We start from the raw sequence: 26,111 nt of genomic DNA on the forward strand, positions 1-26,111 counted from the left end.
GTTTGATGCGGCAGTATAGGCAGCGGTCCAAACGGCCGGAATTGACAATAATGAATACGGCTATAACTATTCCTCAACCCTCGGCATGACTCCTTCTCTCAACTCGATCATTTCCCGGCTGCATCTGAAGCAACTGCGGCTGCTCATCGCGCTGGCCGATCACGGTTCGCTGCTGAGCGCGGCCAAACAGGTTTCGCTCACGCAGCCTGGCGCAAGCAAGGCGCTGCATGAAATCGAAACGACCTTCGGCACGGCGCTGTTCAACCGCACCAGCCGGGGGCTGGAACCGAACGACATCGGCCATTGCGTGATTCGCTATGCGCGGCTGATTCATACCGACGTGGCGCATTTGCGGGAGGAAATCGTCGGCATCATGCGCGGGCATGGCGGACGGGTGTCGGTGGGCGTCATCATGGGCGCGGTGCCGCGCGTGATCGACGCGATTTCGTCGCTCGTCACGAAGCATCCGGAGATGTCGGTGGAGATCGTGGAGGACACGAGCGCCGCGCTGCTGAGCCTGATCGATGCGGGCAGGCTCGATCTCGCCGTGTGCCGCACGACGATCAGCCAGACGCCCTTTCTCTATGACAGCGTCAATCTGCAGGACGAGACGCTCGCCGTCATCGCGAACCTGAGCCATCCGTTTCAGAATGCGCGCAAGCTGCATCTGAAGGATCTCGCGGATGTGCGATGGGTCGTCTATCGCGCCAACATGCCCATGCGCATGCTGCTCGAACGCGAGTTCCGCGAGGCCGAGATCCGCTTTCCGCGGCATCTCGTCGAAACCACCTCGGCGTTCGCCACGCTTTCGCTCTTGCAGAGCAATCCGACGTTCGTCGCGCTCGTGTCCGTGGATGTCGCCGAGTTCTTCAGCCAGCATGGCATGACGGGCATTCTTCCGCTCAAGCTCTCGTCGAAGAGCGAGCCGTACGAACTCGTCACACGGCACGGCGCGCCGGTTTCAGCCGGCGCCCGCCTCCTGATGGAAGCGCTGAATCCGCCGCGCGACGAAAGCCATGACCTCGGGTTATAGCCCTAGTCGCAACTCTCAGTATTTCGCCGGGAACGTCTTGTCTACACTCCGCGGCAGCCGAATCCACTCGGCATGCACATCAACGGAGACAGCTTCATGGACGAGACTTATCTGCGCAGGCACTTCTTCAAGAATATGGCGGCGCTGTCGGCCGGCGCGCTGGCGGCATCCGTCATCCCGAGCGGTGTAGCGGCGCAGACCCAATCCCCGGCGGAGTGCGAAGCGGGCGTCATTTCCGCAGGCGGCCCGGACGTGCAACGCAGATACATCAGAACGCCGACGGGCTATTTCATGGTGCTGCGCATGGGCGACAACGTCTTCGAGCATCTGACGAAGTTCGCGCTGGCCGAGAACATTCCCGCAGCGAGCGTCACCGGCATCGGCTTCGGCCACCCGACGTTCGGCTTCTGGAACGCAGCGAAGAAGGACTTCGATGCGAAGACCTTCCGCAACGTCGAAATGGGCAGCCTCGCGGGCTCGGTGGCGTGGAAGGAAGGCAAGCCGTCCATTCACATGCACGGCATGGCCGGCGACAGCAACTTCAACGCGTATGGCGGCCATCTGCTCGATCTCGAAGTGGGCACCGGCTCGATGGAGATCACGCTCATCATCCATCAGAAGCGGCTCGAACGCGCGATCGATCCGTGTATCGGCGCGAACGTGCTCGGCATCGGCTGAAGCCTCAGCGATGCCCGGTCAGCGCGAATTCGGTGGACCTGACCGCTTCGGCCAGATAGTCGACGAATGAAGCGATGCGCGCGGATATCGCCGTGTTGCGGTAGTAGACCGCGTTGATCGGCTGCCGCACGTCGCGCGTGTGGCGGGCGAGGATCTGCACGAGCCTGCCCTCACGCCGGTCGCGCAGGGTCATGAAATCCGACAGGCACACGATGCCCGCGCTTTCCAGCGCGAGATGCCGCAGCGTCTCGCCGCTCGACGACTGAATGGCCGGCGTGATCCGGTACGGCTCGTCGTCCGGCCCGGCAAGCGGCCAGAGATTGAGCGATTCCGGCTGCGTGAAGCCGATCAGCGAATGATTCGCCAGTTCTTCCACGCGTTTGGGCTGCCCGTGCGTTTGAAGATAGTGCGGCGTCGCGAGCACGCGGATGCGGCTGCTGCCGATCGGGCGGCTGTGCAAGGTCGAATCCTTCAGCCTGCCGATGCGGATCGCGACATCGGTGCGGCGCTCCAGAAGATCGATCACGCCTTCGTTGCTGTTCAGCTCCAGCTCCACGTGCGGATAGCGCTCACGGTATCCCGCGACGAGGGGCACGATCACGTGCAGCATGAACGGCGTCGCGGCATCGATGCGCAGCAGTCCAGAAGGCCGCTCGCGCCGCGAGGCGATTTGCTCCTCGGCGCTCTCCACCGCATCGATGATCTCTCGCGCGTGCTGCAGAAAGCTCTTGCCCTCCTCCGTCAGTTCGAGGCGCCGCGTGGTCCTGCGCAGGAGCGTGGTCTGGAGCTTTTCTTCCAGCCGCCCCAGCGTGCGGCTCGCGCCGGAAACCGTCTGATCCAGTTGTTCCGCCGCAGCCGTGATCGAGCCGGTGTCGACCACCGTCGCGAAGGTCTGAAGCTCGTCGAGCGTGACTTTCATCGTTGACTTTAATTCAAGAGTATTTCCTTTATAGGCTGGTTTTTGCGCAAAAGTAAAGTCGGCATACTCCGGTTCATCGCTGGACAAATGAACGAAGCATCAGACTGGAGGACTATTCCATGAATCGGATTCCCGCTTTCGGCCTCGGCACTTTCCGCCTGAAAGACCAGGTCGTCATGGATTCGGTGCGCAACGGGCTCGAACTCGGCTATGGCGCGATCGACACGGCGCAGATCTACGGCAACGAAGCCGAAGTCGGCGCGGCGATCGCGGCGTCGGGCGTGCCCAGCCAGGACATCTTCCTGACGACGAAAATCTGGACCGACAACTACGCGCACAGCAAGCTCGTGCCGAGTTTGAAGGAAAGCCTCACGAAGCTGCGTGTGGATGAAGTGGACCTCACGCTGATCCACTGGCCCGCGCCCGGCAACGGCGTGGCGCTCGACGAATTCATGAGCGCGCTCGCAGAAGCCAAGACGCAGGGCTTCACGAAACAGATCGGCATTTCGAACTTCAACATCGAGTTGACGAAAGAGGCCATCGCCGTGGTCGGCCGCGAGAACATCGCGACCAATCAGATCGAACTGAGCCCGTACTTGCAGAACCGCGAACTGGTCGAGTTTCTTCGCGAGCAGGACATTCACGTCACGTCGTACATGACGCTCGCCTACGGCAAGGTGCTGAAAGACCCGGTCATCGGCGAGATCGCGAAACGGCATCACGCGACGCCCGCGCAAGTGGCGCTCGCCTGGGCGCTGCAACTCGGCTATTCGGTGATTCCGTCATCGACCAAGCGCGAGAACCTCGCGAGCAACCTGCTCTCGCAGCAGCTCACGCTGACCGCCGAAGACATGGCGCAGATCGCCGCGCTCGAACGCAACGGCCGCGAAGTCAGCCCGGAAGGCCTCGCGCCGGTCTGGGACTGAACGAAGCAGCGGAGCGGCGGCGCTCAGCCGCCGTCCTTCATCTCGCGCAGATGCTTGTAGACGGTCGCGCGCCCCATGCCGAGCACCTTGGCGACATAGTTCGCCGAACTCTTCCCTTTGAACGCGCCCTCCGCGTGCAGCGCCTCGACGAGCTCGCGCCGGTGATCGCGCGTGAGCGAGTTGAGCGCGATCTGCCGCTCGCGCAGCCAGCCGTGCAGGAACGTGTTGATGCGCTCCTGCCAGTCGTCCTTGAACAACTCGACCGGCTGCGCAACCACGCCCGCGCCGCGCAGGAACAGATCGAGCGTCGAGCGCATCTCCTCGAAAGGCGCGATGTTGAAGTTGATGCACATCACGCCCGCGGCGTTGCCCGCGTCGTCGAAGAGCGCCGTGCTCACGCAGCGCATGCGCCGCCCATCCCAGTTGATCTTCTCGTAGGGCCCGACGAGGCGTTCGCGCGCGGTCTCCTCGATATCCTCCAGCGCCGAATCGTCGCCGATCTCGCGCTTGGACAGATTGTTCGACAGATACGCGATCGTCTGATCCGAGAGATCGTGGATCACGACTTCCGCATAAGGAAAAAAGAGCGTCGTGATGCTGTCCGCGATGTGCGCGTAGCGCGCGAGCAGCGCCTCGCGCGCGGCGTCATCGGCCTTGGAAGTCTTGCGTCGTGGCATGGAAATGGGAAGGGGCATGGGTTCGGTCCCGCGAAAGCCGATGATAACGCTAGCCCGCCGCGCGCTGCTTCGCGAGATGGACATACAGCGCGTGCGCGACGGCGATGTCTTCGAGACCGAGGCCGATCGAACGGAAGAACACGGTGCGCTCGTACGACGGTGCCGGGCACGCGCCGCGCATGAGTTCCGCGAGGTCGCCGCGAATCGCATCGGGCGACCAGCCGTGACGTTCGTGCGCGATCGTCATTTCGCCCGCGCTCGACGGCGTCGTCTGCCGATAATCGCAATAGACATCGAGCGCGGGCAGCGCGGCCGGGTCGATTTCGTGCGCGCGCGCGACGTTCGTGCTGATCGAGGTGACGAGCGCGGGCTTCGTGAGCGCGTCGAGCGCGAGCACCGGCGTGCCCGACGACGTGCACAGCATGACCACATCGGCATCGCGCACGCATGCTTCGACCGACTCCGCCACGCGCACGCGCGCATCGAGCGCACGGATCGCATCCGCGCGCTCGCCCCCGCTTGCGAGGCGCGGCGAATGAATGCGGATCTCCGACCATTCGCGCAACGGCGCGACATGCCGCATATGCGCGAGCGCGACGCTCCCCGCGCCGATGATCGCCAGCCGCTCGCTCGATGCGCGGGCGAGCCGGTCGACCGCGAGCGCCGTCGTGCCCGCCGTGCGCTCGGTCGTGAGCAGCGCGGCATCGCACCACATGAGCGGCGCGCCGGTGCGCATCGACATGAGCGCGGTCCACGCGGTGACGATCGGCGCGCCGGGCTGCACGACATAGGGCGAAAGCTTCGCGCCGAATACGCCGTGCTTCGCGAGCACGCCGAGATAGGTGATGAAATCGCCCGCGCCGCGCGGAAACAGCGTGAGCGTCTGCGGCGGCTGCGCGGCTTCGCCATGACCGAGCGCGAGAAACATGTCTTCGAGCGCGCTGCGGATATCGAGCGAAGGCAGCGCCTGCCGCACCGCCTCTTCGTGAACGATGAACGGCGTCGGGCCAACCTGCATTTCTTCAGACAAGGGACTCATTCGAAAACCTCCGGTTCGTCGCCGTCTCGGCGTAGACATTTTTGTCTATTCTAGACTTTTATTTTATTTTTGGTCTATATTTCCAGGGCAGGTTCAACACATGACCTTGGGTGACGACAATGAACTGGAAGATGATTTGCTTCGCGGGCGCGGCGAGCCTCGCGTTCACATGCGGCCTCGCGCAGGCGCAATCGCAGACCTTGCGATTCGGCGTCGAGGCGTCGTATCCGCCGTTCGAGAGCAAGACGCCGGCGGGCGAGCTCGAAGGCTTCGACATCGATATCGGCAATGCCGTGTGCCAGCGCATCAAGATGAAATGCGTGTGGGTGGAAAACAGCTTCGACGGGCTGATCCCCGCGCTGCAGGCGCGCAAGTTCGACGCGATCAATTCGGCGATGAACATTACGGCCAAGCGCAAGCAGGTGATCGACTTCACGCCGGCCGTCTATATCATGCCGATCCAGATGGTCGCGAAGCGCGGCTCGAACCTTCAGCCGACGCCCGCGAGTCTGAAAGGAAAGTCGGTGGGCGTGCTGCAAGGCTCGACGCAGGAGGATTACGTGCGCAAGCACTGGGCGAGCGAGGGCGTGCAGGTCGTGACGTATCAGAGCCAGGACCAGATTTTTGCGGATCTCTCGGCCGGGCGGCTCGACGGCGCGGTGCAGGAAGTGCAGACCGCGATCGACGGCTTCCTCGCCAAGCCCGAGGGCAAGAACTTCGATTTCGCGGGCGCCGCGCTCAGCGACCCCGCCACGCTCGGCGAAGGCACCGGCATCGGCTTGCGCAAGGACGATGCGGCGCTGAAGGCGAAGGTGGTCGCCGCCCTCGATTCATTGAAGAAGGACGGCACGCTCAGCCAACTGTCGCAAAAGTACTTCAAACGCGACATCATTGCGAAATAGCGACTTCATCAGGCATCGGAACATGGCTCAGGACGTGATCGTGCTCGGCGCGGGCATCGTGGGAGTAAGCGTCGCGCTGCATCTGCGGCAGCGCGGCTGGCAGGTGACGCTCGTCGATCGGCAGGCGCCCGGCGAAGCGACGAGCTTCGGCAACGCGGGGCTGATCGAGGCGTCGTCGGTCGTGCCGTATGCGTTTCCGCGCGACTGGGGCACGGTCCTGAAGTTCGCGATGAACCGCTCGACCGCGCTGCGCTATGACCTGCGCTCGCTGCCCGCGTATGCGCCGTGGCTCGCGCGCTTCTGGTGGGAATCGGCGCCCGCGCGGCTCGCCGCCGCCGCGCGCGACATGCTGCCGCTCATCCGGCGCAGCGTGGCCGAGCACGAAGCGCTGATCTCGCGGGCCGGCCTCGCCGATCTCGTGCGGCCCACGGGCTGGCTGGAAGCCTATCGCTCGCGCGCGCAGTTCGAGCGCGAGGCGAGCGCATCAGAACGCATCGCGAGCGAGCACGGGCTCGGCATGAAGGTGCTCGATGCGGGCGCGCTGCATCGGCTGGAGGCGTCGCTCGATGGCGGCTACGCGGGCGCGATCCACTGGACGGACCCGCGCAGCGTCATCGATCCGGGCGCGTTGACGAAAGGCTACGCGGCGCTTTTCGAGCGCGAGGGCGGGCGCATCCTGACCGGCGACGCCGCGACGCTCGAACGCGCGGGAAGCGGCTGGCGCGTGATGACGGCAAGCGGACCGGTCGAGGCGCGGGCGGCGGTCGCGGCGCTCGGCGTCTGGTCCGGCGAACTGGCGCGCAAGTTGGGCTACCGCATGCCGCTCATGGCCAAGCGCGGCTATCACATGCATTACGCAAGCGATGGACGCGCCGCGCTGTCGCGGCCCGTCGTCGATATCGAGCAGGGCTATGTGGTCGCGCCGATGCGGCGCGGCCTGCGTCTCACGACGGGCGTCGAGCTCGCCTGCAGCGGCAGGCCGCCCAGCCCCGTGCAACTCGAAAGGGCGGAGCGCATCGCGCGGCCGGTGTTCGGTCTCGGCGGGCGTATCGACGCAGCGCCGTGGCTCGGTCTGCGGCCCTGCACGCCGGACATGCGCCCCGTGATCGGACCGGCGGAGCGCCACCCCGGTCTCTGGTTCGCGTTCGGACACGCGCATCACGGGCTCACGCTCGGCCCCGTGACCGGCAGGCTTCTCGCGGAACTGATGGACGGCGAAGCGGGCTTTACCGATCCGCGTCCCTATCGCGCGGGAAGGTTCTAGCAGGCGTCAGCACAGATCCGCGGCTTCGCGGCGCTCGAACCGCCTCACGCCGCCGAGCACCGCTGAAAGCAGCGCGATCGCGACGAACACGGTGGCGAGATTGAAAAACAGCCGCTCGACGGGCAGATGCAGCGACAGCAGCACGCCGCCGAGCAACGAGCCCGCGACCGAGCCGAGCTTGCCGACGCCGATCGCGGAGCCGACGCCCGTCGAGCGCAGCGTCGTCGGATAGACCATGCCGGACACGGCATAGAGCGCGAACTGGCTGCCGATCACGCACACGCCGCTCGCGAAGACGGCCGCGAAAAGCCAGGCGGTCGGCATCGGCATGCCGAGCGACGCGGCAATCGGGCAACCGGTGATCGCCAGCAACAGGATCACCCGCACGCCGAAGCGGTCGACACAGCGGGAGAGCGCCAGCGCGCCGATCGTGCCGCCCACCGGAAACATCATCGCGGCCTGCGCCGCGCGCGCCGGTTCGAGGGTGCTCATGCTGAAGAGAATCGGCAGCCAGTTCTGCAGGAAGTGCAGCGCGAGCGAGTTCAGGATGAAAATGGCCCACAGCAGCGGCGTCACCTTCGCGAGGCCGTTCTGAAACAGCGCGGCGGGCCGCACGCGCACGCGCGTTTCGTCGTCGATGACATAGCGCACCGCCTCGCCCTCCGCCTCTGCGCCGAGACGCCGCGCGATGCGGCCAATGCGTCGCGGGTCGCGCCCGTTCATGATCAGAAAGCGGATCGATTCGGGCAGCAGCGCGAACGACGCGAGCGCCACCGCGATCGCCGCGACGCCGCCCACCGTGAACAGCACGGGCCAGCCGAAGCGCGGCAGCAGCCACGACGCGACCGCCCCGCCGCCGCCCGCGCCGACCGAAAAGCCGGAAAACATCAACGTGATCCAGGTTGCGCGGCGGGCCTTCGGCGCGTATTCGGAAACGAGCGCGACGGTGTTCGGCACGACGCCGCCCATGCCGATGCCCGCGAGAAAGCGCAGCAGCGTCAGTTGTTCAAGCGAGTTCGCATAAGCGCACAGAAACGTTAGGATGCCGAACGAAAGCGATCCGTAGATGATCGTGAGCCGCCGGCCATAGCGGTCGCCGCTGACGCCGAGCAGCAGCGAGCCGACCAGCACGCCGAAGAGCCCGACGCCGAAAACGCGCCCGAAACCGGCCGCATTGGTGTGCCACGCATGCATCAGCGCGGGCGCGGCGAAGGCGGCCGCGACCTGATCGTAGCCGTCGATCAGCACGATCAGGAAACACCATACGATCAGCATGAGCGGGAAACCGCCGAGCTTCTGACGCTCGATCAGCGCCGATACGTTGACGGTGGTCTCGGGTGCGGCAAAGGTGTTCATCGTCCGGTCCTTATGGTTAGTTTTCCGAAACAATGGCGTATCCATGAAAACGCCGCCGCGCGCAGGCACGGCGGCGCGGCGGCTGCGAAATTACGAGTCCTGGACCAGCGAACCCTGCGCCGGCTTGACCGCGCGCTCTTCGCCGAAGCGCGTGCGGTAAAGCAGCGCGAGGATCGTCGAGAACACGGCGGCGATGAGGAACAGCAGCGACGCGCCGTAGAACAGTTGCGTGATCGGCAGATGCATCGAAAGCAGCAGGCCGCCGATTACCGGTCCGGACACCGAGCCGATCTTGCCCACCGAAATCGCGCTGCCGACGCCCGCCGAGCGGAACGAGGTCGGATAGATCATGCCGGCCACCGCGTACAGGCCGTACTGCGCGCCCACCACGCAAAAGCCGGTGGCGAACACCGCGAGCATGAGCCAGCCCTGCGACGCGCCGTGACCGAGCGAGGCGACCACCGGAAGACCGATGACCGGCAGCGAGATGATCGCCGCGACGCCATGACGGTCGACGAAACGGCACAGCACCAGACCGCCGATCACGCCGCCCACCGAGAACATCATCGTGATGAGGCCCGCGCCGCGCGGATCGATGCCCATGCCTTCCATCAGGATCGGCAGCCAGTTCTGCAGGAAATAGAGCGCCATCGAGTTCACGATGAACACGATCCACAGCAGCGGCGTGATCGCCGCGAGGCCGTCGGAGAAAATCAGCTTCAGCACGAAGCGCTGCTTTTCGCGCACTTCGCCGGGCACGAACAGCGCATCGGCGGGAATCTTCAGTTCGGGACGCAGGCGCGTCATGAGTTTGCGCAACATCTGCGGATCGCGCTGGCGGATCACGAGCAGCTTCGCGGATTCAGGCAGCGTGAAGATCAGCAGCACCGCGACGAGCAGCGAGCCGACGCCGCCGACCGCGAACATGACCGGCCAGCCGAAGCGATGAATCAGCGCCGACGACACCGCGCCGCCCGAGCCCGCGCCGATCGAGAAGCCCGAGAACATCAGCGTGACCCACGTCGCGCGCAGGCGCTTCGGCGCGTATTCCGCGACCAGCGCGACCGAATTCGGCACCACGCCGCCCATGCCGATGCCGGCCAGAAAGCGCAGCAGCATCAATTCCTGAAGCGACGTCACCCACACCGAAGCCCAGGTCAGCGCGCCGAAGAAGAAACTGCCGATGATGATCGCCTTCTTGCGCCCGAGCCGGTCGCCGAGATAGCCGAAGATGAACGAGCCGATCAGCGTGCCGAGCAGCCCCGCGCCGAACACGGGGCCGAAGCCGCCGCGCGCGACGTGCCAGTCCTTGATGATGGCGGGCGCGGCGAACGACACGGCCGTCTGATCGTAGCCGTCCATCAGCATGATGAGAAAGCACCAGAAGAGCAGCCCGGCGGCGAAGCGTCCCGTCTTCTGCTCTTCTACCAGTGTCGCGATGTTGAAAGTCCGGTCTGCTTGCATGTAGGTCCCATTTACCACTCGTGACGGCGCCGCGGCCGGAGCCATAATATAAGAGGCGGCCCCGCGCGGCTCAATCAAAAAGAAACGATGAAGCGATCGAAATAAGTGAAGAATCCGCCCCGCGCGCCCGATCGCTTCCTGCCTGCGCTGCGTCTTCGGCTCGTCAGAACATGTGATTGACCCCGATGCGCGCCACCGTCTGGCTGCCGGTCGACGAAGGCTGATAGCCGAATTGCGCGGCGTGCGCGCCTGGCCCCGACGCGCGTTGCAGGCCCACGCCCGCATAGACCTGCGTGCGCTTGGACAGATAATCGGTCAGGAACAGGTTGTACTGGTTGATCGTGAGCCCCTGAAACAGCGAGTGATTCACGGACAGCCCGAGGATGAAGAACCCCAGGTTGCCGACCAGCTCCGTGTTCACGCCCGCCTGATAGTTGTTCAGCGTGGCCGAGCCGCGCGCGTTCTCGAGCTTCACGCCGGAATACGTGACGTGCGGCGTGAAGATGCCGATCTTCAGCGAAGCCCCCGCCGCGAGCGTGCTGTAACGGCTCGCGTTGAACATCGTGCCCTGCCGCAGCGGCTGGCCGAGCAGCGAATTCAGGCTGAAGGTGCCGAAGATGTCGGCGGTACGGTTATGGGACATCGTGTACGCGATGCCGAAGTTCACCGTGCCGCTCGAATACTGCCCGCCGACGCTGTACTGGCGCCCCGCGCTGAAGTCGCCGGCCTGATTGCCGAACGCGTTCATCGCGCCCAGCTGGAAGCCGTGGAAGTTGATCGTCTCGTACTTCACCGCGTTGTTGAGCGCGTGCGTGTTCGCGAGGCCGTCGAGATTGCCGGGCGTGTAGTACGACGAGATGCCCGGCACCGAATTATTCAGCCGCCCGACATACTGATAGATGTAATCGTTGATGTTCCCGAAGCTCAGCGACCCCCAGCGGTCGTTCGAGAGGCCCACGTAGGCGTCGCGATTGAAGAAGCTGGTCGGGTTGATCTGCGCGCCGTTGTTGCTCAGAAAGCCGGATTCGAGCCGCGCGAACGCCGAGTTGCCGCCGCCCAGGTCCTCCTTGATCAACAGTCCCCAGCGATCCGGCTGACGCTTGCCGGCCGATTCCTGGTACAGGTGTTTGCCCTGCGAGTTCGACACGAAATCGACGCCCAGGTCGATGCTCCCATACAGCGTCACGGACGACTGCGCCCACGCGGGGCCAGCCAGGATCGCGGCGCAGCCGCCGACGAGCAGACAAGTTCTCAACCGAAGTCTCCAATTTTTTATCGTTGGCCGGTCGCTCGCCGGCGCCGGCTTATTGCATCGCTTTGTCCCGATGCGGAACCGAGTTTAACCACTCCGATTCGGGTTTTGAATCACGAGTTATTTATCAATCAATCGAACATCCTGATTATTCACTCAGGGTATTTACTCATCGATTCCAAAAAAGCACATAAGTCATTCGACATAACGAATCGCCGTGCTAACATCCGCGACGTTTAATTCATCACCGTTGAACCGGAGAGCACAGATGCATTTCAGCGCAGTACAGCCCAGGCGCATGATCGTGGGCATAAGCGGCGCATCGGGCGTCGTCTACGGTGTCCGGCTGCTGCAGTTGCTCAGGCAGCTCGACATCGAATCGCATCTGGTGATGAGCCGCTCCGCGCAGGTCACGCTCGCGCACGAGTCGCCGTACAGCGTCGCCGACGTCCGCGCGCTCGCCACGGTCACGTACCCGAACACGGATATCGGCGCGGCGATTTCGAGCGGATCGTTCCCCGTGATGGGCATGATCGTCGCGCCCTGCTCGATCCGCACGCTCTCGGAAATCGCCACGGGCGTAACGAGCGGCCTGCTTTCGCGCGCCGCGGACGTCACGCTCAAGGAGCGCCGCCGGCTCGTGCTGATGGTTCGGGAAACGCCGCTGCATCTGGGCCACTTGCGCAGCATGACGAGCGTGACCGAAGCCGGAGCAATCGTCTATCCGCCGGTGCCGGCATTCTACGCGAACCCCGAATCGCTCGACGAAATGGTCGATCACACTCTCGGGCGCGTGCTCGATCTGTTCGGCATCGAATCCTCGGTCGTGCATCGCTGGGGCATGTGAGATTCATGCGCGTATTCATCGCGCATTATCAATTTTCATCGATAACTCATTCGAATTCTTTTGCTTCTTTAGCGGCTGGCGTTCATTTAAAGTGGTTCCGTTTCAAAGCGAAACCCCATTTAAAAGATTTATCGATCGAATGATAAATCTTCTCGATAAGAGATAGCGTCAAATACGAAAGAGGTCGAAAGGTCGAATGAAGATCGTCATTGCAGGGGCCGGTATCGGCGGTTTGACGGCGGGAGCCGCATTATCGAAAGCGGGCTTTCACGTCACTATTCTCGAACAGGCCAAAGCCCTCGGGGAAATCGGCGCGGGCGTGCAACTCAGCCCGAACGCCACGCGCGTGCTTTACCGTCTCGGCGTCGGTGAGCGCCTCGAAGGTCTCGCGTGCGAGCCGCCCGGCAAGCGCGTGCGTCTCTGGAACACGGGGCAGACCTGGCCGCTCTTCGATCTCGGCGCGGCGTCGCGCGAAGTGTATGGCTTCCCCTATCTGACCGTGCACCGCGCGGATCTCCACGAAGCGCTCGTCGATGCCGTGCGTGCGTATCGGCCGGATGCGATCCGGCTCGATCACAAGGTCGAGTCGATCGTGCAGAAGGACGGCAAGGTCGAAGTGCAGACCGTCTCGGGCGCGACCTTCGAAGCCGACCTGCTGATCGGCGCAGACGGCGTGCACTCGCGCGTGCGCCGCGCGCTCTTCGGCGCGGACGAGCCCGTCTATTCGGGCGTGATGGCCTGGCGCGGCGTGATCGACGCCTCGAAGCTGCCCGAGCATCTGCGCACGCCCTACGGCACGAACTGGGTCGGGCCCGGCGCGCATGTCATCCACTATCCGCTGCGCGGCAACAAGCTCGTCAACTTCGTCGGCGCGGTGGAGCGCGACGGCTGGCAGGTCGAGTCGTGGTCGGAGCGCGGCACGCTCGACGAATGTCTCGCCGATTTCGCGGGCTGGCATGAAGACGTGCGCACGATGATCTCGGCCATCGACGTGCCCTACAAATGGGCGCTCATGATCCGCGAGCCGATGACGCGCTGGACCTCGGGCAACGCCACGCTGCTCGGCGACGCCTGCCATCCCACGCTGCCGTTCCTCGCGCAGGGCGCGGGCATGGCGCTCGAAGACGGCTATCTGATCGCGCGCTGCCTCGCGCGCCACGCGGACGACCTGCCGCACGCGCTCGAACGCTACGAGTCGCTGCGTCTGGAGCGCACGTCGCGCATCGTGCGCGGCTCGGCGGCAAACACGAAGCGCTTCCACAATCCCGCGCTCGCCCATGCGGAAGGCGCGGCGGAGTACGTCGATCGCGAGTGGAGCGAAGAGCGCGTGAAGGAACGCTACAACTGGCTGTTCGAATACGACGTCGATACCGTCGAAGTCTGAGCGCATCAAGGAGACACCGCATGTCCGACTATCTGCCGCCCGTGCGCGGCCTGCATCATTTCGCGTGGCGTTGCCGCAATGCCGAGGAAACGCGCCACTTCTACGAGGACATCCTCGGACTGCCGCTGGTTCATCTGATCCGTCTCGACCGCGTGCCGAGCACGGGCGAATATTGCCCTTACGTGCATCTGTTCTTCGAGATGGCGGACGGCTCGAATATCGCCTTCTTCGATCTCGGCGACGGCACGGCCGCCGAGCCTTCGCCGAACACGCCGGCATGGGTGAACCACATCGCCCTGCGCCTCGCCACGCTCGACGAGCTCGAAACCATGAAGCAGCGTCTCGTGGATCACGGCATCGAGGTGCTGGGCGTCACCGATCATCACTTCGTGCGCTCGATCTATTTCTTCGATCCGAACGGCCTGCGGCTGGAACTGACGGTGCCGGTCGCGCCGCCTGACACGCTCGCTTCGTACCGGAAGGAAGCGCATGCCGGGCTCGACGCGTGGACCGAATCGCGCAAGCTCGCCGCATCGGAGACCCACGACGCATGACCGCGCTCAACCTGACTCACGATCCGGCACGCCGTAGCTGGATCGACTCGGCCAATCATCCGGACGCGGATTTCCCGATTCAGAACCTGCCGTTCGGCGCGTTCGAGCGCGACGGCACCGCGCGCGCGGGCGTCGCCATCGGCGAGCATGCCGTCGATCTGCATGCGCTCGCCGATAGCGGCCTGCTCGCCTCGGGCAGCGATGCCGCCATCGCCTGCGAAGCAACGCGCGACGGCACGCTGAACCGCCTCATGTCGATGCCGCCGCGCTATGCGAGCGCCTTGCGCGCCGCGCTGTCCGACCTGCTGAAAAGCGATGCGCCGCAACGCGCGCAAGTCGAGCAGCAGGCAGACGCCGTGCTGCCGCGCATCGATGCGCCCACGCTGCGTCTGCCGTGCCAGGTCGGCGATTACACCGACTTCCTGACGTCGCTGCATCACACCGAACGGCATGGCCGCTACAAGGGCCTCGCCGATCCGCTGCCGCCCGCGTTCAAGTCGCTGCCGATCGCGTATCACGGCCGCGCATCGTCGCTGCGCGTGAGCGGCGGCGACGTGCGCCGCCCGCACGGCCAGTATCGCGACGCGAACGGACAGATCGTGTTCGGCCCGGCGCCCGCGCTCGATTTCGAGCTTGAACTGGCGGCGTGGATCGGCGAAGGCAATGCGCTTACGCAGCCGATCGCCGTCGACGCGGCGCACGCGCATCTCTTCGGCTATTCGCTGCTCAACGACTGGTCCGCGAAAAGCATCCAGTGGTTCGAGCAAGTGCTAGGGCCCTTCCTCGGCAAGAGCTTTCATTCGAGCGTGTCGCCGTGGATCGTCACGTCGGAGGCGCTCGCGCCGTTTCGCAAGGCGCCGGTGGCACGCGGCGCGGACGATCCGCCGCTCATGCCGCATCTGCGCGGTGCGCGCGATCAGCAGGAAGGCGGCCTGCATCTGGAACTGCACGCGCATCTGTCCACGCGGCAACTGCGCGAAGCCGGCGCGGATGCGGTGCGCATCACGCATACGCATCTCGACAATCTGTACTGGACCTTCGCGCAGATGGTCGCGCATCACACGAGCAACGGCTGCAATCTGCGCAGCGGCGATCTGCTCGGCAGCGGCACGATCTCCGGCGCCGACGATGCGGCGCGCGCCTGTCTCACCGAGCTCACCAACGCGGGCCGCGATCCGCTTCGCCTGCCGAACGGCGAAACGCGCACCGCGCTCGAAGACGGCGATGAAATCGTGCTGAGCGCGCGTGCGTCGAAGCCGGGCGCGGTGTCCATCGGCTTCGGCGAATGCCGCGGGCGCATCGCGCCGGCGTTCGCGTTCGCATCGGGCGAAGTGGAGGCCGCGGCATGACGCAGGCGCTCAACGGCTACGTGCAGGTCGGCAACGGCCCGCGCAAGGTGCTCGCGATGAACGGCTGGTTCGGCAGCGCCGACGACTGGCAGCCGCTCGTGCCCGCGCTCGATACGGACGCCTTCACTTACGTGTTCTTCGACTATCGCGGCTACGGCCGCTCGCGCGATCGCGACGGTGCGTTCACGTTCGATGAAGCGGCGGCAGACGTGCTCGCGCTCGCCGACCATCTCGGCTGGGACAGGTTCAGCCTCATCGGCCATTCGATGGGCGGCGTCGCGATCCAGCGCGTGCTGCTCGCGGCGCGCGGACGCATCGCGCGCATGGCGGGCGTGTGCGCGGTGCCCGCGTGCGGCTCGCGCATGGACGAAGCGCGTCTGGCCGGCTTCCGCGCCGCCGTGGACGACGTCGACAAGCGCGCGGCGATCATCGCGTTCTCGACCGGCAACCGGCTTGCATCGCGTTTTACCGCGCATCTCGCGCGGGAATCGCAGCTTCGGTCGAGCGCGGAGGCCTTCGCGGGCTACTTGCCGCATTGGGCCGCGAACGATTTTTCCGCCGATGTGACGGGCAACGCGACGCCGGTGAAGCTCTTCATCGGCGAACACGATCCGACGCTCACCGCCGACGTGATGAACCGCACGTGGCTTGCGTGGTATCCGAATTCGAGCGTGGAAACACTCGCGAACGCGGGCCATTACCCGATGTACGAAGTGCCCGTCGCGCTCGCGACGGCGCTGGAAAACTGGCTGAAACAGGCCTGACGGCCACCGGCCGCAGGAGACCTCATGTACGAAACGCTTTACCTGCGAGCATCCTCGCTCGACGAAGCGCTCGGCTGGCTGAGCGAGCACGAGGACGCGAGGCCGCTCTCGGGCGGCATGACGCTGATCCCCACGCTCAAGCAGCGTCTCGCCGCGCCTTCGCATCTGATCGACCTCACGCGCATCGAGGCGATGCGCGGCGTGAGCGTCGATGGCGGCGTGCTGCGCGTCGGCGCGTTGACGAAGCATGCGGAAGTGGCCGCATCGGGCGTGGTCGCCGCCGCGATTCCCGCGCTCGCGCAACTCGCGAACGTGATCGCCGATCCGCAAGTGCGCAATCGCGGCACGATGGGCGGCTCGGTCGCCAACAACGACCCCGCCGCTGATTACCCGAGCGCCGTGCTCGCGCTGAACGCGTGCGTGCTCACCTCGCAACGCCGCATCGACGCCGACGACTTTTTCGTCGATACCTTCGAGACCGCGCTCGAACCGGGCGAGCTCGTGACCGGCTTCGAGTATCCGGTGCCGCTGCGCGCCGCCTATGCGAAGTTCCGCCAGCCGGCGTCCGGTTACGCCGTGGTCGGCGTGTTCATCGCGCAATTCGCCGATGCGATTCGCGTCGCCGTGACGGGCGCGGGCGCGTCGGTGTTCCGCTGGCACGAGGCCGAGGCCGCGCTCGCCGCCGATCTTTCCGACGCCGCGCTCGACGCACTGAAGATGGACGCGCACACGCTGCCCGACGACGCCAACGGCTCGTCCGCGTATCGCGCCCATCTGATCGAAACCTACACGCGCCGCGCCTTGCGCGCGCTGCTGGCGCAACCGCTGCGCCAGCCCGCCTAACGTTTTCAGGAGACAAGAACATGGAGTTCACCGGATCGCAGACCATCGCCGCCACGCGTGAGCAGGTATGGGAAGGCTTGAACGATCCCGCGGTGCTGCAGGCATGCGTGCCGGGCTGCGAGGAATTCATCGGCGAAAGCGACGACGAGTACAAGGCCGTGGTGGTCGCCAAGGTCGGCCCCGTGAAGGCGCGCTTCAAGGGCACGCTCGTGATCTCGGATCGCGACGGCCCGAACGGCTACAGGATCCTGGGCCAGGGCGAAGGCGGCATCGCGGGCTTCGGCAAGATGAACGCGACGGTCACGCTCGCCGATGCCGACGAAGGCGGCACGCTCCTCAGCTACGTCGCCGATGCGCAGGTGGGCGGCAAGCTCGCGCAAATCGGCTCGCGCCTCGTGAGTTCGGTGGCCAACAAGCTCGCGGCGGAATTCTTCACGCGCTTCAACGCAAAGATGAGCGCCCCCGCGAACGCCGACGCCGCGCAGTGATCGCGCAAGGAACGAATCATGGCTGAAATCCAACTTCGGGTGAACGGCGTCGATGTACAGCGCGACGTGCCCGATCAGACGCTGCTCGTCGAATTCCTGCGCGAAACGCTGCGTCTCACGGGCACGCACGTCGGCTGCGACACGAGCCAGTGCGGCGCGTGCACGGTGCATCTCGACGGCGTCGCGGTGAAGTCATGCACGGTGCTCGCCGCGCAGGCGAGCGGCGGCGCGGTGACGACCGTCGAAGGCCTGCGCGAGAGCAACGACGCGCCGCTGCATCCGGTGCAGAACGCGTTCGTGCAATGTCACGGCCTGCAATGCGGCTTCTGCACGCCGGGCATGATCATGGCGTCGAGCTATTACCTGCGCGAGCAGCCGTCGCTCGACGAAGCAAGCATCTGCCACGCGCTCGAAGGCAACATCTGCCGTTGCACGGGCTACGTGAACATCATCGAGGCGGTGCGTCACGCGGCGCACGAGATGTATCCGGCGCTCGCCGGCGCCACGACGGAGGGCGGCACGCGATGATCGGCCAACCTCTCCCGCGCCTCGAAGACCGGCGCTTCGTGACCGGCAACGGGCAATACACCGACGATCTGCGCGTCGAAGGCCAGGTGCATGCCGCCTTCCTGCGCTCGCCGCACGCGCATGCCGCGCTGCGCTCGGTCGACGTGTCGGCCGCGCGCGAGGCGCCCGGCGTGCTCGCGGTGCTCGTCGGCCAGGATTATCTCGACGACGGCTATCAGGGCGTCGATCACGTGCCCAATCCCATCGACGCCGTCGATGCCACGAAGAAAGCCTTTCTCACCTCGCTGACCGGCGACATCTTCAATCAGCTGCATATTCCGCTGCCGATCGACCGCGTGCGCTACGTCGGCGAGCCGATCGCGATGGTCATCGCCGAGACCGCGCTCGCCGCGCGCAACGCGACGGAGCTGATCGAGGTCGATTACGAGGAGCTCGACGCCGTCGTCAACGCGGCCGATGCGATGCAGGACGGCGCGCCGCAACTGTGGGACGGCGCGGCGAACAATCTCTGCTTCCAGACGCAGATCGGCGATCGCGAAGCCGCGCGCCGCATCATCGCGGATGCGCCGTTCGTGCTCACGCGCGAATTCCATCACAGCCGCGTCGTGAATTGCCAGATGGAGCCGCGCGGCGCGATCGGCGTGTTCGACGGTGAAAGCGGCCTCTACACGCTGATCTCGGGCAGCCAGGGCGCAGTGCGGCAAAAGCTCTGTCTCGCGCTCGCGCTGAACGTGCCGCCGACGCAGGTGCGCGTGGTCTGCCCCGACACCGGCGGCGGCTTCGGCCCGCGTTCGTTCATCTATGTCGAGCAGCTTGCCGTGGTGTGGGCCGCGCGCCGCGTCGGGCGGCCGGTGAAGTGGACGAGCGATCGCAGCGAAGCGTTCCTCTCCGACTATCAGGGCCGCGACCAGATCGTGCGCGCCACGTTCGGCTTCTCGCGCGACGGGCGCATTCTCGCCATCGACAACGAATGGATCGGCAACGTCGGCGCGCATACCGTGTCCTATGTGCCGATGTCGAACGGCACGCGCATCATGACGACGGTCTACGACGTGCCGCTCGCCGCCGTGCATATCAGCGCCGTGCTGACGCACACGGTGCCGACCGCGCCGTATCGCGGCGCGGGCCGTCCCGAAGCGACGCACGTGATCGAGCGCATGCTCGACCTCGCGGCGGCGGAACTGAAGCTCGACCGCGCGGAGATTCGCCGCCGCAATCTGATTGCGCGCGACAAGCTGCCGTATCGCAGCCCGATGGGCCTCACTTACGACAGCGGCGAATTCGCGCGCAACATGGCGCGCGCGCTGGAACTCGCGCAATGGGACGGCTTCGAGGCGCGCCGCGCGGCGTCACGCGCGAACGGCATGCTGCGCGGCATCGGGCTCGCGAACTACATCGAGTCGCCGGTGGGCGCGCCGCGCGAGCGCATCGAACTGACGGTGCTGCCGCAGGGCCGCATCGATATCGTGTCGGGCACGCAATCCACCGGTCAGGGTCACGAAACGACGTTCGCGCAGGTCATCGCGCAGCATCTGGGCGTGCCGATCGAGTCGATCGCGCTGCGCACCGGCGACACCGCGTTCGTGAGCGTGGGCGGCGGCAGCCATTCGGACCGCTCGATGCGCCTCGGCGGCATGCTGCTCGTCGATACCGCCGCGCAGATCGTCGCGCTCGGCAAGCGCGTGGCGGCCGAACTGTTCGACATCCCGCCGGACCGCGTGAGCTTCGCCAACGGCGCGTTCGCCGATGCGGCTTCGTCGCGCGAAATCAGTCTTTTCGACGTGGCCGCACATGTCGCGCGCGACGGCGTGCCGGGCGAGCGCGACATGCGCAAGCTTTCCGCCCACGCCGAAGTCAACACGCGCGTGCCCGCGCATCCCACGGGCGCGGCGGTCTGCGAGCTCGAAGTGGACCCGGACACGGGCGTCGTGAAGCTCGTCAACTACACATCGGTCGATGACGTCGGCCAGCCGATCAATCCGCTGATCGTCGAAGGCCAGGTGCACGGCGGCCTCGCGCAGGGCATCGGCCAGGCGCTTTCGGAAACCTGCTATCTCGACCGCGACACGGGGCAGGTGCTGACCGGCTCGTACATGGACTACGGCATGCCGCGCGCGGGCGTGATTCCGCAACTCAATCTCGAACTCACCGAAGACCCGACGCACGGCAATCCGCTGCGCGTGAAAGGCGGCGGCGAGAGCGGCATCACGCCCGCCACGGCGACGATCTTCAACGCGCTCGCCGACGCCCTGCAGGACTACGGCGCGGACGAACTCGCGATGCCCGCCACGCCGAAAGTCGTGTGGGAATTCATCCACCGCGACGCATGAACACGCTTCATTAAGGAGAGCAGCATGACCAGCCCTCACATCGCGATTCGACGCAGCGGCCCGCTCGTGGACGTGGTGCTCGACCATCCGGAGAACGGCAATCTGATCGATGCGCCGATGAGCGAGACGATCATCGGCACCGTCACGGCGCTCGACGACGACGTGAAGCTCGTGCGCATTCTGTCGAGCGGCCCCGACTTCTGCCGCGGCCGCCTCTCACCGATGCCGCCGAAGGACGCGAAGCCGTCCGCCGAAACGCTGCGCCGCGTGGTCGCCGCGCCGCCGCTCGCGCTGTACGACGCGCTCAAGGCCGTGCGCGTGCCGGTGGTGTCGGTCGTGCGCGGCGAAGCGCTCGGCGTGGGCTGCGCGCTCGCGGGCGTGTGCGATATCGCGCTCGCCGCCGACAACGCCGTGTTCCAGATTCCCGAGATGGAACGCGACATTCCGCCGACGCTCGTGATGTCCGCGCTGATCGGCCGCGTGCCGGTGAAGACCGTCGCGCACATGGTGCTGAGCCGCGTGCGGCTGTCCGCGCACGAAGCCTTGCAGGCCGGGCTCGTGAGCCGCATCGTGCCGGCGGCGAATCTCGACGCCGAGAGCGACGCGCTCGTCGACACCCTGCTCGGCTGCAGCGCGGTCACGTTGCGCGCGGTGAAGCAGTTCCTGCATCTCGCGCCCGAAATGCCCGCGAGCGGCGCGAGCGGCTTTGCGGCGCATCTCGCCGCGACGGCGCTTTCCGCGCGCTTCTGACGAATTCACGCACCAAGGAACCCAGTGAGACCCAAGACCGCCATTCCCTCGACCCTCGACGGCACGCCCGCGCCCGATCTCGAACGCTTCCGCCTGCGCCGCTTTCTCGAATCGCTCGACGAAACCGAACTCGAACGCCATGACGCGAGCGTCGATCTCGCCGACATCGCCGGCATCATGGAAGGCAATCCGCGCGCCGTGTGGTTCAGCCGTCCGTCCGGCGGATCGATCTCGCTCGCGGGCAGCGTCGCCGCGAGCCGTTCGCGTCTGGCCAAAGCCTTCGACACGACGCCGCAAGGCCTGCTCGACACGGTGCGCGAACGCCTGCGCGTGAAGGGCAGACTCGTCGAAGTGAGCCGCGAGGAAGCGCCCGTGCAGCAGGTCGTGCTGACCGGCGACGCCTGCGATTTCACCGCCCTGCCCGTGCATCTGCAGCACGATCTGGACGGCGCGCCGTACATTTCCGCATCGATCGATTTCGCGGTCGATCCCGAGATGGGCTGGACCAATGTCGGCATCCGCAGGCTGATGCTGCGCGGGCGCCGCACGGCGGGCATCGATCTCGTCGCGCCGTCGGACTTGCGCGCCATCGCGATCGGCCATGCGAAGCGCGGCGAGCGCACGCCGATCGCGTTCGCCGTCGGCACGCATCCGGTCGATCACGTCGGCGCGACCATGCGCATTCCCGCCGACGAGCTCGAACTCGTCGCCGCGTTGCGCGGCGCGCCGATGGGCGTGGTGAAGTGCGTGACCAACGACCTGCTCGTGCCCGCCGACGCCGAGTTCATCCTCGAAGGCTATCTCGACGAGCGCGGCCACGCCGAGCCCGAAGGCCCGTATGGCGAGTTCCTCGGCTATTACGGCGGCGTGAAGACCAATCCGCTGTTTCATCTGACCGCGATCACGCATCGGCGCGACGCCGTCTTCCAGACCTGCACGATCGGCGGGCGCTCGATGGCGCGCACCGACACGGCGCAACTCGCCGCGCTGCGCACGGAAGTGACCGTGTGGCGCGCGCTCGAAACCGCCGTGCGCGAAGTGAAGGCCGTCTATGCCAATCCGGCCACGGGCGGCATGTTCAACGTGCGCATCGCGATGCAGCAGCGCGTGCCGGGCGAGGCGCGCAACGCGATCGCGGCGGTGTTCGCGTCGCTCGCGAACGTCAAGCACGTCTTCGTGGTCGATCCGGACATCGACGTGTTCTCCGACGAGCAGATGGACTGGGCGCTCGCCACGCGCTTTCAGGCGGACCGCGATCTGGTGCTGCAGGACAGCCTGCGCGCGATGCCGCTCGATCCGTCGCTGCTCGGCGCGACCAAAACGGCGAAGGCCGGCTTCGATCTCACGCTGCCGCTGCTCGCGCCGGGCGCCGAGCGCGATCTGGAGCATCGCGTGCCGACGCCGCCGGCCTATCGCGGCGCGCGCTTCGATTCGCTCGAAGCGGCGCTCGAAGACGGACCGAAGCGCTTCTCCGAACTGATGGCCGCGACCGGCACGCGCGACGGCCGCGAAGTGGTGCGCTGGCTCGAAGACACGGCGCAACGGCGCGGGATCTCGCGCGACGAGGAAGGCCGTTACATGCTGGCGTGACGCGCCGGCGGCGGCTGCACGGGCGTTCGACGGCGCAGCCGCCGCGGCAGACGGGATAGAATCGGGCATGCCCCATGCCCGAAAAACAAACGGCTGTCGTTGATGAATCTGTCCCTCAAACAACTCAAGGTTTTTCTTGGCGTCGCGAACGCGTCGAGCTTCACGAAGACCGCGCAGAGCATGCATCTCAGCCAGGCCGCGCTGTCCGCGATCATCCGGGAACTGGAAACGCAGCTCGATTGCCGGCTGCTGGAGCGCACCACGCGCACGGTCTCGCTGACCGAAGCGGGCCGCCTCTTCTATCCCACCGCGATGGCGATCGTCGAATCGCTCGAGAAATCGGTCATCGAACTCAACGAGCTGGGGCGTCAGAAACAATCGTCGCTGCTGCTCGGCTGCACGCCGATGATCGCGGCGAGCCTCATGCCTTCGGTGCTCGCGCGCTTCTCGCAGGTTCATCCGCATGCGCAGATCGAACTCGTGGACCGCAATCCGACCGAGCTCGTGCAGATGGTCGAGGAAGGCCATCTCGATGCGGCGTTCGGCGTGTTCTTCTCGCAGCTTTCCGGCATCGACCGCACGCCGATTTTCCCGACGCGGCTCGTCGCGGTGTCGCCCGCCGAGGCCGGCGCGCCGCTGCGCGGTCCCGGCATTCGCTGGACCGCGCTCGAGAATCAGCCGCTCATCACGCTGCCGAAGGACAATCCGCTGCAACGGCTGATCGAAGCGACGCTGTCGAAAGAGGAAGTGACGGTCAGCCGGCGCATCGTCGTGGGGCATCTGCAGACGGCCATCGCGATGGCGCAGGAAGGGCTCGGCACCGCCGTCATGCCGTCCTTCTGCGAACATATCTGCTACCGCTACAAGGTGCGCGTGGACGCGTTGCGCCCCGAGGTGCCGCTGTCGTTTTACCGCATCACGCGAACCGGGCGCGACACGCTCGCCACGCTCGACCAGTTCACGACGATGTTCACCGAAGCCGCGAAGGAAGATCCCACCGGCCTCAACCACATCGACGCCGAAGACGAAGAAGACTGACGCGCACTATCAGAAGCGGTGCCTCAGTCCGGCCGACGCCTGAACCTGCGTCGTCGTCGAGGACGGATTGCTCACGCCGTTGATCCACGCCACGCCCAGCGGAGAAGTGCCGCTCGGGCTCACGCGCTGCCACGCGCCCTGCACATAGACATCGGTGCGGCGCGACAGGCGGTAGTCGGCCATCGCGCTCACCTGGTTCCAGTGAGGAATGCCGCCGCCGCCGTTGCCGCCCGCGCGCGAATAGGTGTACGCGCCCGAAAACTCGACCGCGGGCGTGAACGCATAGCGGAAGTTGCCCTCGAAGTTCTGGAAGTTCACGCTCAGGTTCGTTTGGAAGAACCGCGTGATCTTGCTCTGCGAATACACGAAGCCCGCCACCGCCGGGCCGAACGTGTAGTTGACGCCCGCACCCAGCGTCCGCTGCTTGTCGGCGAGCACGCCGATCGGCACGGCGCTCGTGGTCAGCGCGCTTTGCAGCGACGCCGCCGTGGTGTCCGTGACCGCGCCGTTCGCGTTCAACTGGGCCGGCGTGCGCGCGGAGCTGTTCAACTGAAGATAGCCGACGGCGAAGTTCCATGCGCCGCTCACATACGACAGGCCGAAACTGTAGGCGCGGTTGTTGGTGAATCCGCCCGCCTGATTCGAAAAGCCGTACAACGCGCCGAGTCTGAAGCCGTAGAATGCCGGGCTCATGTACTTCACAGCGTTGTTGATCTGAAACGAATCGTTCAGATTGTCGATGTCGAACGGATGGGCGAAATGCGTGCCGCCGAATTCCGTGCCGGTCAGCGAAAGCGGCGCGACGAAATCGACCATGAGGTCGGTCTGCCGGCCGAGCGTGAGCGCGCCGTATTCGCGGCTCGACACGCCGACCCACGCCTGACGGTTGAAGATGCGGTTGCCCGACGTGTACTGGCCGTTATTCACGTCGAAGCCGCTTTCGAGGGCGAAGACGGCCTTCATCCCCGCGCCCAGATCTTCGGCCCCTCGCAGGCCCCATCGGCTGTCCTGAACCGCGCCGCTCGTCATCTGCCAGCTGCTATGGCCGCTGCCGGGGGCGGTTCTTTCGTTGCTCGTGTAGGTCAGGCCCGCGTCGATCAGACCATAGAGCGTGACGCTGCTTTGCGCATGCGCCGCGCTCGTCAGCGTGATCATCGTCGTCGCACCGGTTATCAGCAACTTGTTCATTTGCCTGCTCCAGCAACACCGGAGCAGACACGCTCCGGCACGTCAGGAAAACGCGCGATGTTCTTCACACACTCTATGCGACCGCGACGCGAACCGGCAACCCCGAGTCGCAAAGTTTTCCGCGAGGGCCCTATTTGGCCGATAAAAAATCCCGCACCAGCGGACCGACTTCCTGCGTGCGCGTGATGAGAAACAGATGGCCGTCGTTCATGACATGCAGCGTCGCGCGCCTGATGCGGCGGGCGATGATTTCCGCATTGACGAGCGGGACGATGGGATCGTCGTCGCCATGCATGACGAGCGTCGGCTGGCGCAGCGTGCCGAGCCACAGCAGGCTGCTCCATCCGCAGGTGGCGAGCAACTGATACATGTAGCCACGCCCGCCCGGCGCGCGGATATGACGGCCGTGCTCTTTCAGGAGCGCGGGATCGTTCCGGTATGCGCCGCCATAAATCTCCGCGCCGACTTCGAGCAGATAATCCGGGTCGCGGTAGCGCCGCGCGCCGATCAGCTTCGACAGCACGGAGAGCCGCCCCGGCACCATGATCACGCCGGGCGAAGTCGCCGCCAGCACCAACCGGCGGCAGCGCAACGGATACAGATGCGCGAACTGCTGCGCGAGCGCGCCGCCCCACGAGACGCCGAGCACGTCCACCGGTCCGTCGTAGCCGAGCTTCGCGAGCAGCTTGTCGGTCATCACCGCGAGCGTGGCGAAGCGATACGGCACGAACGGCGCAGGCGATCCGCCCACGCCGGGAACATCGAAGATCACGATCTCGACATCGCCGAGCGCATCGGCGAAGGGCTGAAGCAGTTCGAGATTCGCGCCGATGCCGTTGAACACGACGAGCGGCGGCGACGCATTGCTGCCCCGCCAGATGCCGACGCGAAGCAGTTGTCCATCGAGTGAAACGTTCTGTATTTCCAGGGCACGCGCGTTTGTCATCG

The 26,111-nt window shown here is 65.8% G+C and carries 25 protein-coding genes; 17 read left to right on the top strand and 8 right to left on the bottom strand.

All coding sequences use genetic code 11. The annotated features are described in order from the left end of the window. Nucleotides 1-85: 85 nt before the first annotated feature. Together AWB70_RS21745 and AWB70_RS21750 are read left to right on the top strand one after the other, a co-directional pair. Nucleotides 86-1,033 carry a LysR substrate-binding domain-containing protein gene (locus AWB70_RS21745; protein ID WP_014194130.1) on the top strand — a complete coding sequence of 316 codons (948 nt, stop codon included), beginning with the start codon at nt 86-88 and terminating at the stop codon, nt 1,031-1,033. Nucleotides 1,034-1,129: 96 nt separating this feature from the next. Then, the gene (locus tag AWB70_RS21750; protein WP_053571028.1) at nt 1,130-1,711 is read left to right on the top strand and encodes a PPC domain-containing DNA-binding protein; all 582 of its coding nucleotides are present in this window, start codon (nt 1,130-1,132) and stop codon (nt 1,709-1,711) included. A 4-nt stretch (nt 1,712-1,715) separates the two neighbouring features. On the opposite strand, the gene AWB70_RS21755 is transcribed toward AWB70_RS21750, so the two are convergent. Next, the gene (locus AWB70_RS21755; protein WP_045458383.1) at nt 1,716-2,630 is read right to left on the bottom strand and encodes a LysR family transcriptional regulator; all 915 of its coding nucleotides are present in this window, start codon (nt 2,628-2,630) and stop codon (nt 1,716-1,718) included. Between the two features lie 119 nt (nt 2,631-2,749). Here AWB70_RS21755 and dkgB point away from each other — a divergent pair, with 119 nt between their 5' ends. Next, the gene (gene dkgB / locus AWB70_RS21760) at nt 2,750-3,556 is read left to right on the top strand and encodes a 2,5-didehydrogluconate reductase DkgB (RefSeq protein ID WP_053571027.1); all 807 of its coding nucleotides are present in this window, start codon (nt 2,750-2,752) and stop codon (nt 3,554-3,556) included. A gap of 23 nt (nt 3,557-3,579) precedes the next feature. Here dkgB and AWB70_RS21765 read toward each other — a convergent pair whose 3' ends face one another. Continuing rightward, entirely contained in the window at nt 3,580-4,317 is a 738-nt protein-coding gene (locus AWB70_RS21765) for a helix-turn-helix transcriptional regulator (RefSeq protein ID WP_374730250.1), read from the bottom strand. After that, on the bottom strand, nt 4,283-5,272 hold the full coding sequence (locus AWB70_RS21770) for an ornithine cyclodeaminase family protein (protein WP_053571026.1): 990 nt from the start codon (nt 5,270-5,272) through the stop codon (nt 4,283-4,285). The genes AWB70_RS21765 and AWB70_RS21770 overlap by 35 nt, the downstream gene beginning before the upstream one ends. 119 nt (nt 5,273-5,391) lie before the next feature. On the opposite strand from AWB70_RS21770, the gene AWB70_RS21775 reads away from it, so the two are divergent. Beyond that, nucleotides 5,392-6,174, top strand: coding sequence for an ABC transporter substrate-binding protein (locus AWB70_RS21775; protein WP_014194124.1), 783 nt, complete (start codon nt 5,392-5,394; stop codon nt 6,172-6,174). A 22-nt stretch (nt 6,175-6,196) separates the two neighbouring features. After that, nucleotides 6,197-7,438 (top strand): NAD(P)/FAD-dependent oxidoreductase, encoded by a 1,242-nt coding sequence (locus tag AWB70_RS21780; RefSeq protein ID WP_053571025.1) that lies wholly within the window; start codon nt 6,197-6,199, stop codon nt 7,436-7,438. A gap of 6 nt (nt 7,439-7,444) precedes the next feature. Here the strand turns inward: AWB70_RS21780 and AWB70_RS21785 are convergent, their stop codons facing one another. The 3 genes from AWB70_RS21785 to AWB70_RS21795 all read right to left on the bottom strand — a co-directional run bounded on the left by AWB70_RS21785 (nt 7,445) and on the right by AWB70_RS21795 (nt 11,513). Beyond that, nucleotides 7,445-8,794: an MFS transporter gene (locus AWB70_RS21785; RefSeq protein ID WP_053571024.1), complete on the bottom strand. Its 1,350-nt coding sequence runs from the start codon at nt 8,792-8,794 to the stop codon at nt 7,445-7,447. Between the two features lie 90 nt (nt 8,795-8,884). Next, nucleotides 8,885-10,258, bottom strand: a complete 1,374-nt coding sequence (locus AWB70_RS21790) for an MFS transporter (protein WP_053571023.1) — start codon at nt 10,256-10,258, stop codon at nt 8,885-8,887. A 163-nt stretch (nt 10,259-10,421) separates the two neighbouring features. Next, entirely contained in the window at nt 10,422-11,513 is a 1,092-nt protein-coding gene (locus AWB70_RS21795) for a porin (RefSeq protein ID WP_014194120.1), read from the bottom strand. A gap of 265 nt (nt 11,514-11,778) precedes the next feature. Between AWB70_RS21795 and AWB70_RS21800 the strand changes: the two genes are divergently transcribed. The 12 genes from AWB70_RS21800 (at nt 11,779) to AWB70_RS21855 (ending at nt 23,975) form a co-directional block, all read left to right on the top strand. After that, the gene (locus AWB70_RS21800; protein ID WP_014194119.1) at nt 11,779-12,357 is read left to right on the top strand and encodes a UbiX family flavin prenyltransferase; all 579 of its coding nucleotides are present in this window, start codon (nt 11,779-11,781) and stop codon (nt 12,355-12,357) included. 196 nt (nt 12,358-12,553) lie between these two features. Further along, complete coding sequence (locus tag AWB70_RS21805; RefSeq protein WP_045458405.1) at nt 12,554-13,741, top strand: FAD-dependent monooxygenase; 1,188 nt, start codon at nt 12,554-12,556, stop codon at nt 13,739-13,741. Between the two features lie 20 nt (nt 13,742-13,761). Beyond that, nucleotides 13,762-14,295 carry a VOC family protein gene (locus tag AWB70_RS21810; RefSeq protein WP_045458410.1) on the top strand — a complete coding sequence of 178 codons (534 nt, stop codon included), beginning with the start codon at nt 13,762-13,764 and terminating at the stop codon, nt 14,293-14,295. Then, on the top strand, nt 14,292-15,644 hold the full coding sequence (gene fahA / locus AWB70_RS21815; protein ID WP_053571022.1) for a fumarylacetoacetase: 1,353 nt from the start codon (nt 14,292-14,294) through the stop codon (nt 15,642-15,644). The genes AWB70_RS21810 and fahA overlap by 4 nt, the downstream gene beginning before the upstream one ends. After that, the gene (locus AWB70_RS21820; protein ID WP_053571021.1) at nt 15,641-16,408 is read left to right on the top strand and encodes an alpha/beta fold hydrolase; all 768 of its coding nucleotides are present in this window, start codon (nt 15,641-15,643) and stop codon (nt 16,406-16,408) included. Before fahA ends, AWB70_RS21820 begins: the two co-directional genes overlap by 4 nt. A 24-nt stretch (nt 16,409-16,432) precedes the next feature. After that, nucleotides 16,433-17,251, top strand: a complete 819-nt coding sequence (locus AWB70_RS21825) for an FAD binding domain-containing protein (RefSeq protein WP_053571020.1) — start codon at nt 16,433-16,435, stop codon at nt 17,249-17,251. 20 nt (nt 17,252-17,271) lie between these two features. Next, nucleotides 17,272-17,739: an SRPBCC family protein gene (locus tag AWB70_RS21830; RefSeq protein ID WP_014194113.1), complete on the top strand. Its 468-nt coding sequence runs from the start codon at nt 17,272-17,274 to the stop codon at nt 17,737-17,739. A gap of 18 nt (nt 17,740-17,757) precedes the next feature. Further along, the gene (locus AWB70_RS21835) at nt 17,758-18,267 is read left to right on the top strand and encodes a (2Fe-2S)-binding protein (RefSeq protein ID WP_053571019.1); all 510 of its coding nucleotides are present in this window, start codon (nt 17,758-17,760) and stop codon (nt 18,265-18,267) included. After that, entirely contained in the window at nt 18,264-20,597 is a 2,334-nt protein-coding gene (locus AWB70_RS21840; RefSeq protein ID WP_053571018.1) for a xanthine dehydrogenase family protein molybdopterin-binding subunit, read from the top strand. The genes AWB70_RS21835 and AWB70_RS21840 overlap by 4 nt, the downstream gene beginning before the upstream one ends. A 24-nt stretch (nt 20,598-20,621) precedes the next feature. Beyond that, entirely contained in the window at nt 20,622-21,347 is a 726-nt protein-coding gene (locus AWB70_RS21845) for an enoyl-CoA hydratase/isomerase family protein (RefSeq protein WP_053571017.1), read from the top strand. 24 nt (nt 21,348-21,371) lie between these two features. Beyond that, the gene (locus AWB70_RS21850; protein WP_053571016.1) at nt 21,372-22,937 is read left to right on the top strand and encodes a UbiD family decarboxylase; all 1,566 of its coding nucleotides are present in this window, start codon (nt 21,372-21,374) and stop codon (nt 22,935-22,937) included. Between the two features lie 102 nt (nt 22,938-23,039). Continuing rightward, nucleotides 23,040-23,975, top strand: coding sequence for a LysR family transcriptional regulator (locus tag AWB70_RS21855; protein WP_014194108.1), 936 nt, complete (start codon nt 23,040-23,042; stop codon nt 23,973-23,975). Nucleotides 23,976-23,984: 9 nt separating this feature from the next. Here the strand turns inward: AWB70_RS21855 and AWB70_RS21860 are convergent, their stop codons facing one another. Together AWB70_RS21860 and phaZ are read right to left on the bottom strand one after the other, a co-directional pair. Further along, nucleotides 23,985-25,163 (bottom strand): porin, encoded by a 1,179-nt coding sequence (locus AWB70_RS21860; protein WP_014194107.1) that lies wholly within the window; start codon nt 25,161-25,163, stop codon nt 23,985-23,987. Between the two features lie 130 nt (nt 25,164-25,293). Further along, a complete protein-coding gene (phaZ, locus tag AWB70_RS21865; protein WP_053571015.1) occupies nt 25,294-26,109 on the bottom strand; it encodes a poly(3-hydroxyalkanoate) depolymerase in 816 nt (271 codons plus the stop codon). Between the last annotated feature and the right edge of the window lie 2 nt (nt 26,110-26,111).

It is taken from the genome of Caballeronia cordobensis, assembly GCF_001544575.2.
Lineage (GTDB): Bacteria > Pseudomonadota > Gammaproteobacteria > Burkholderiales > Burkholderiaceae > Caballeronia > Caballeronia cordobensis.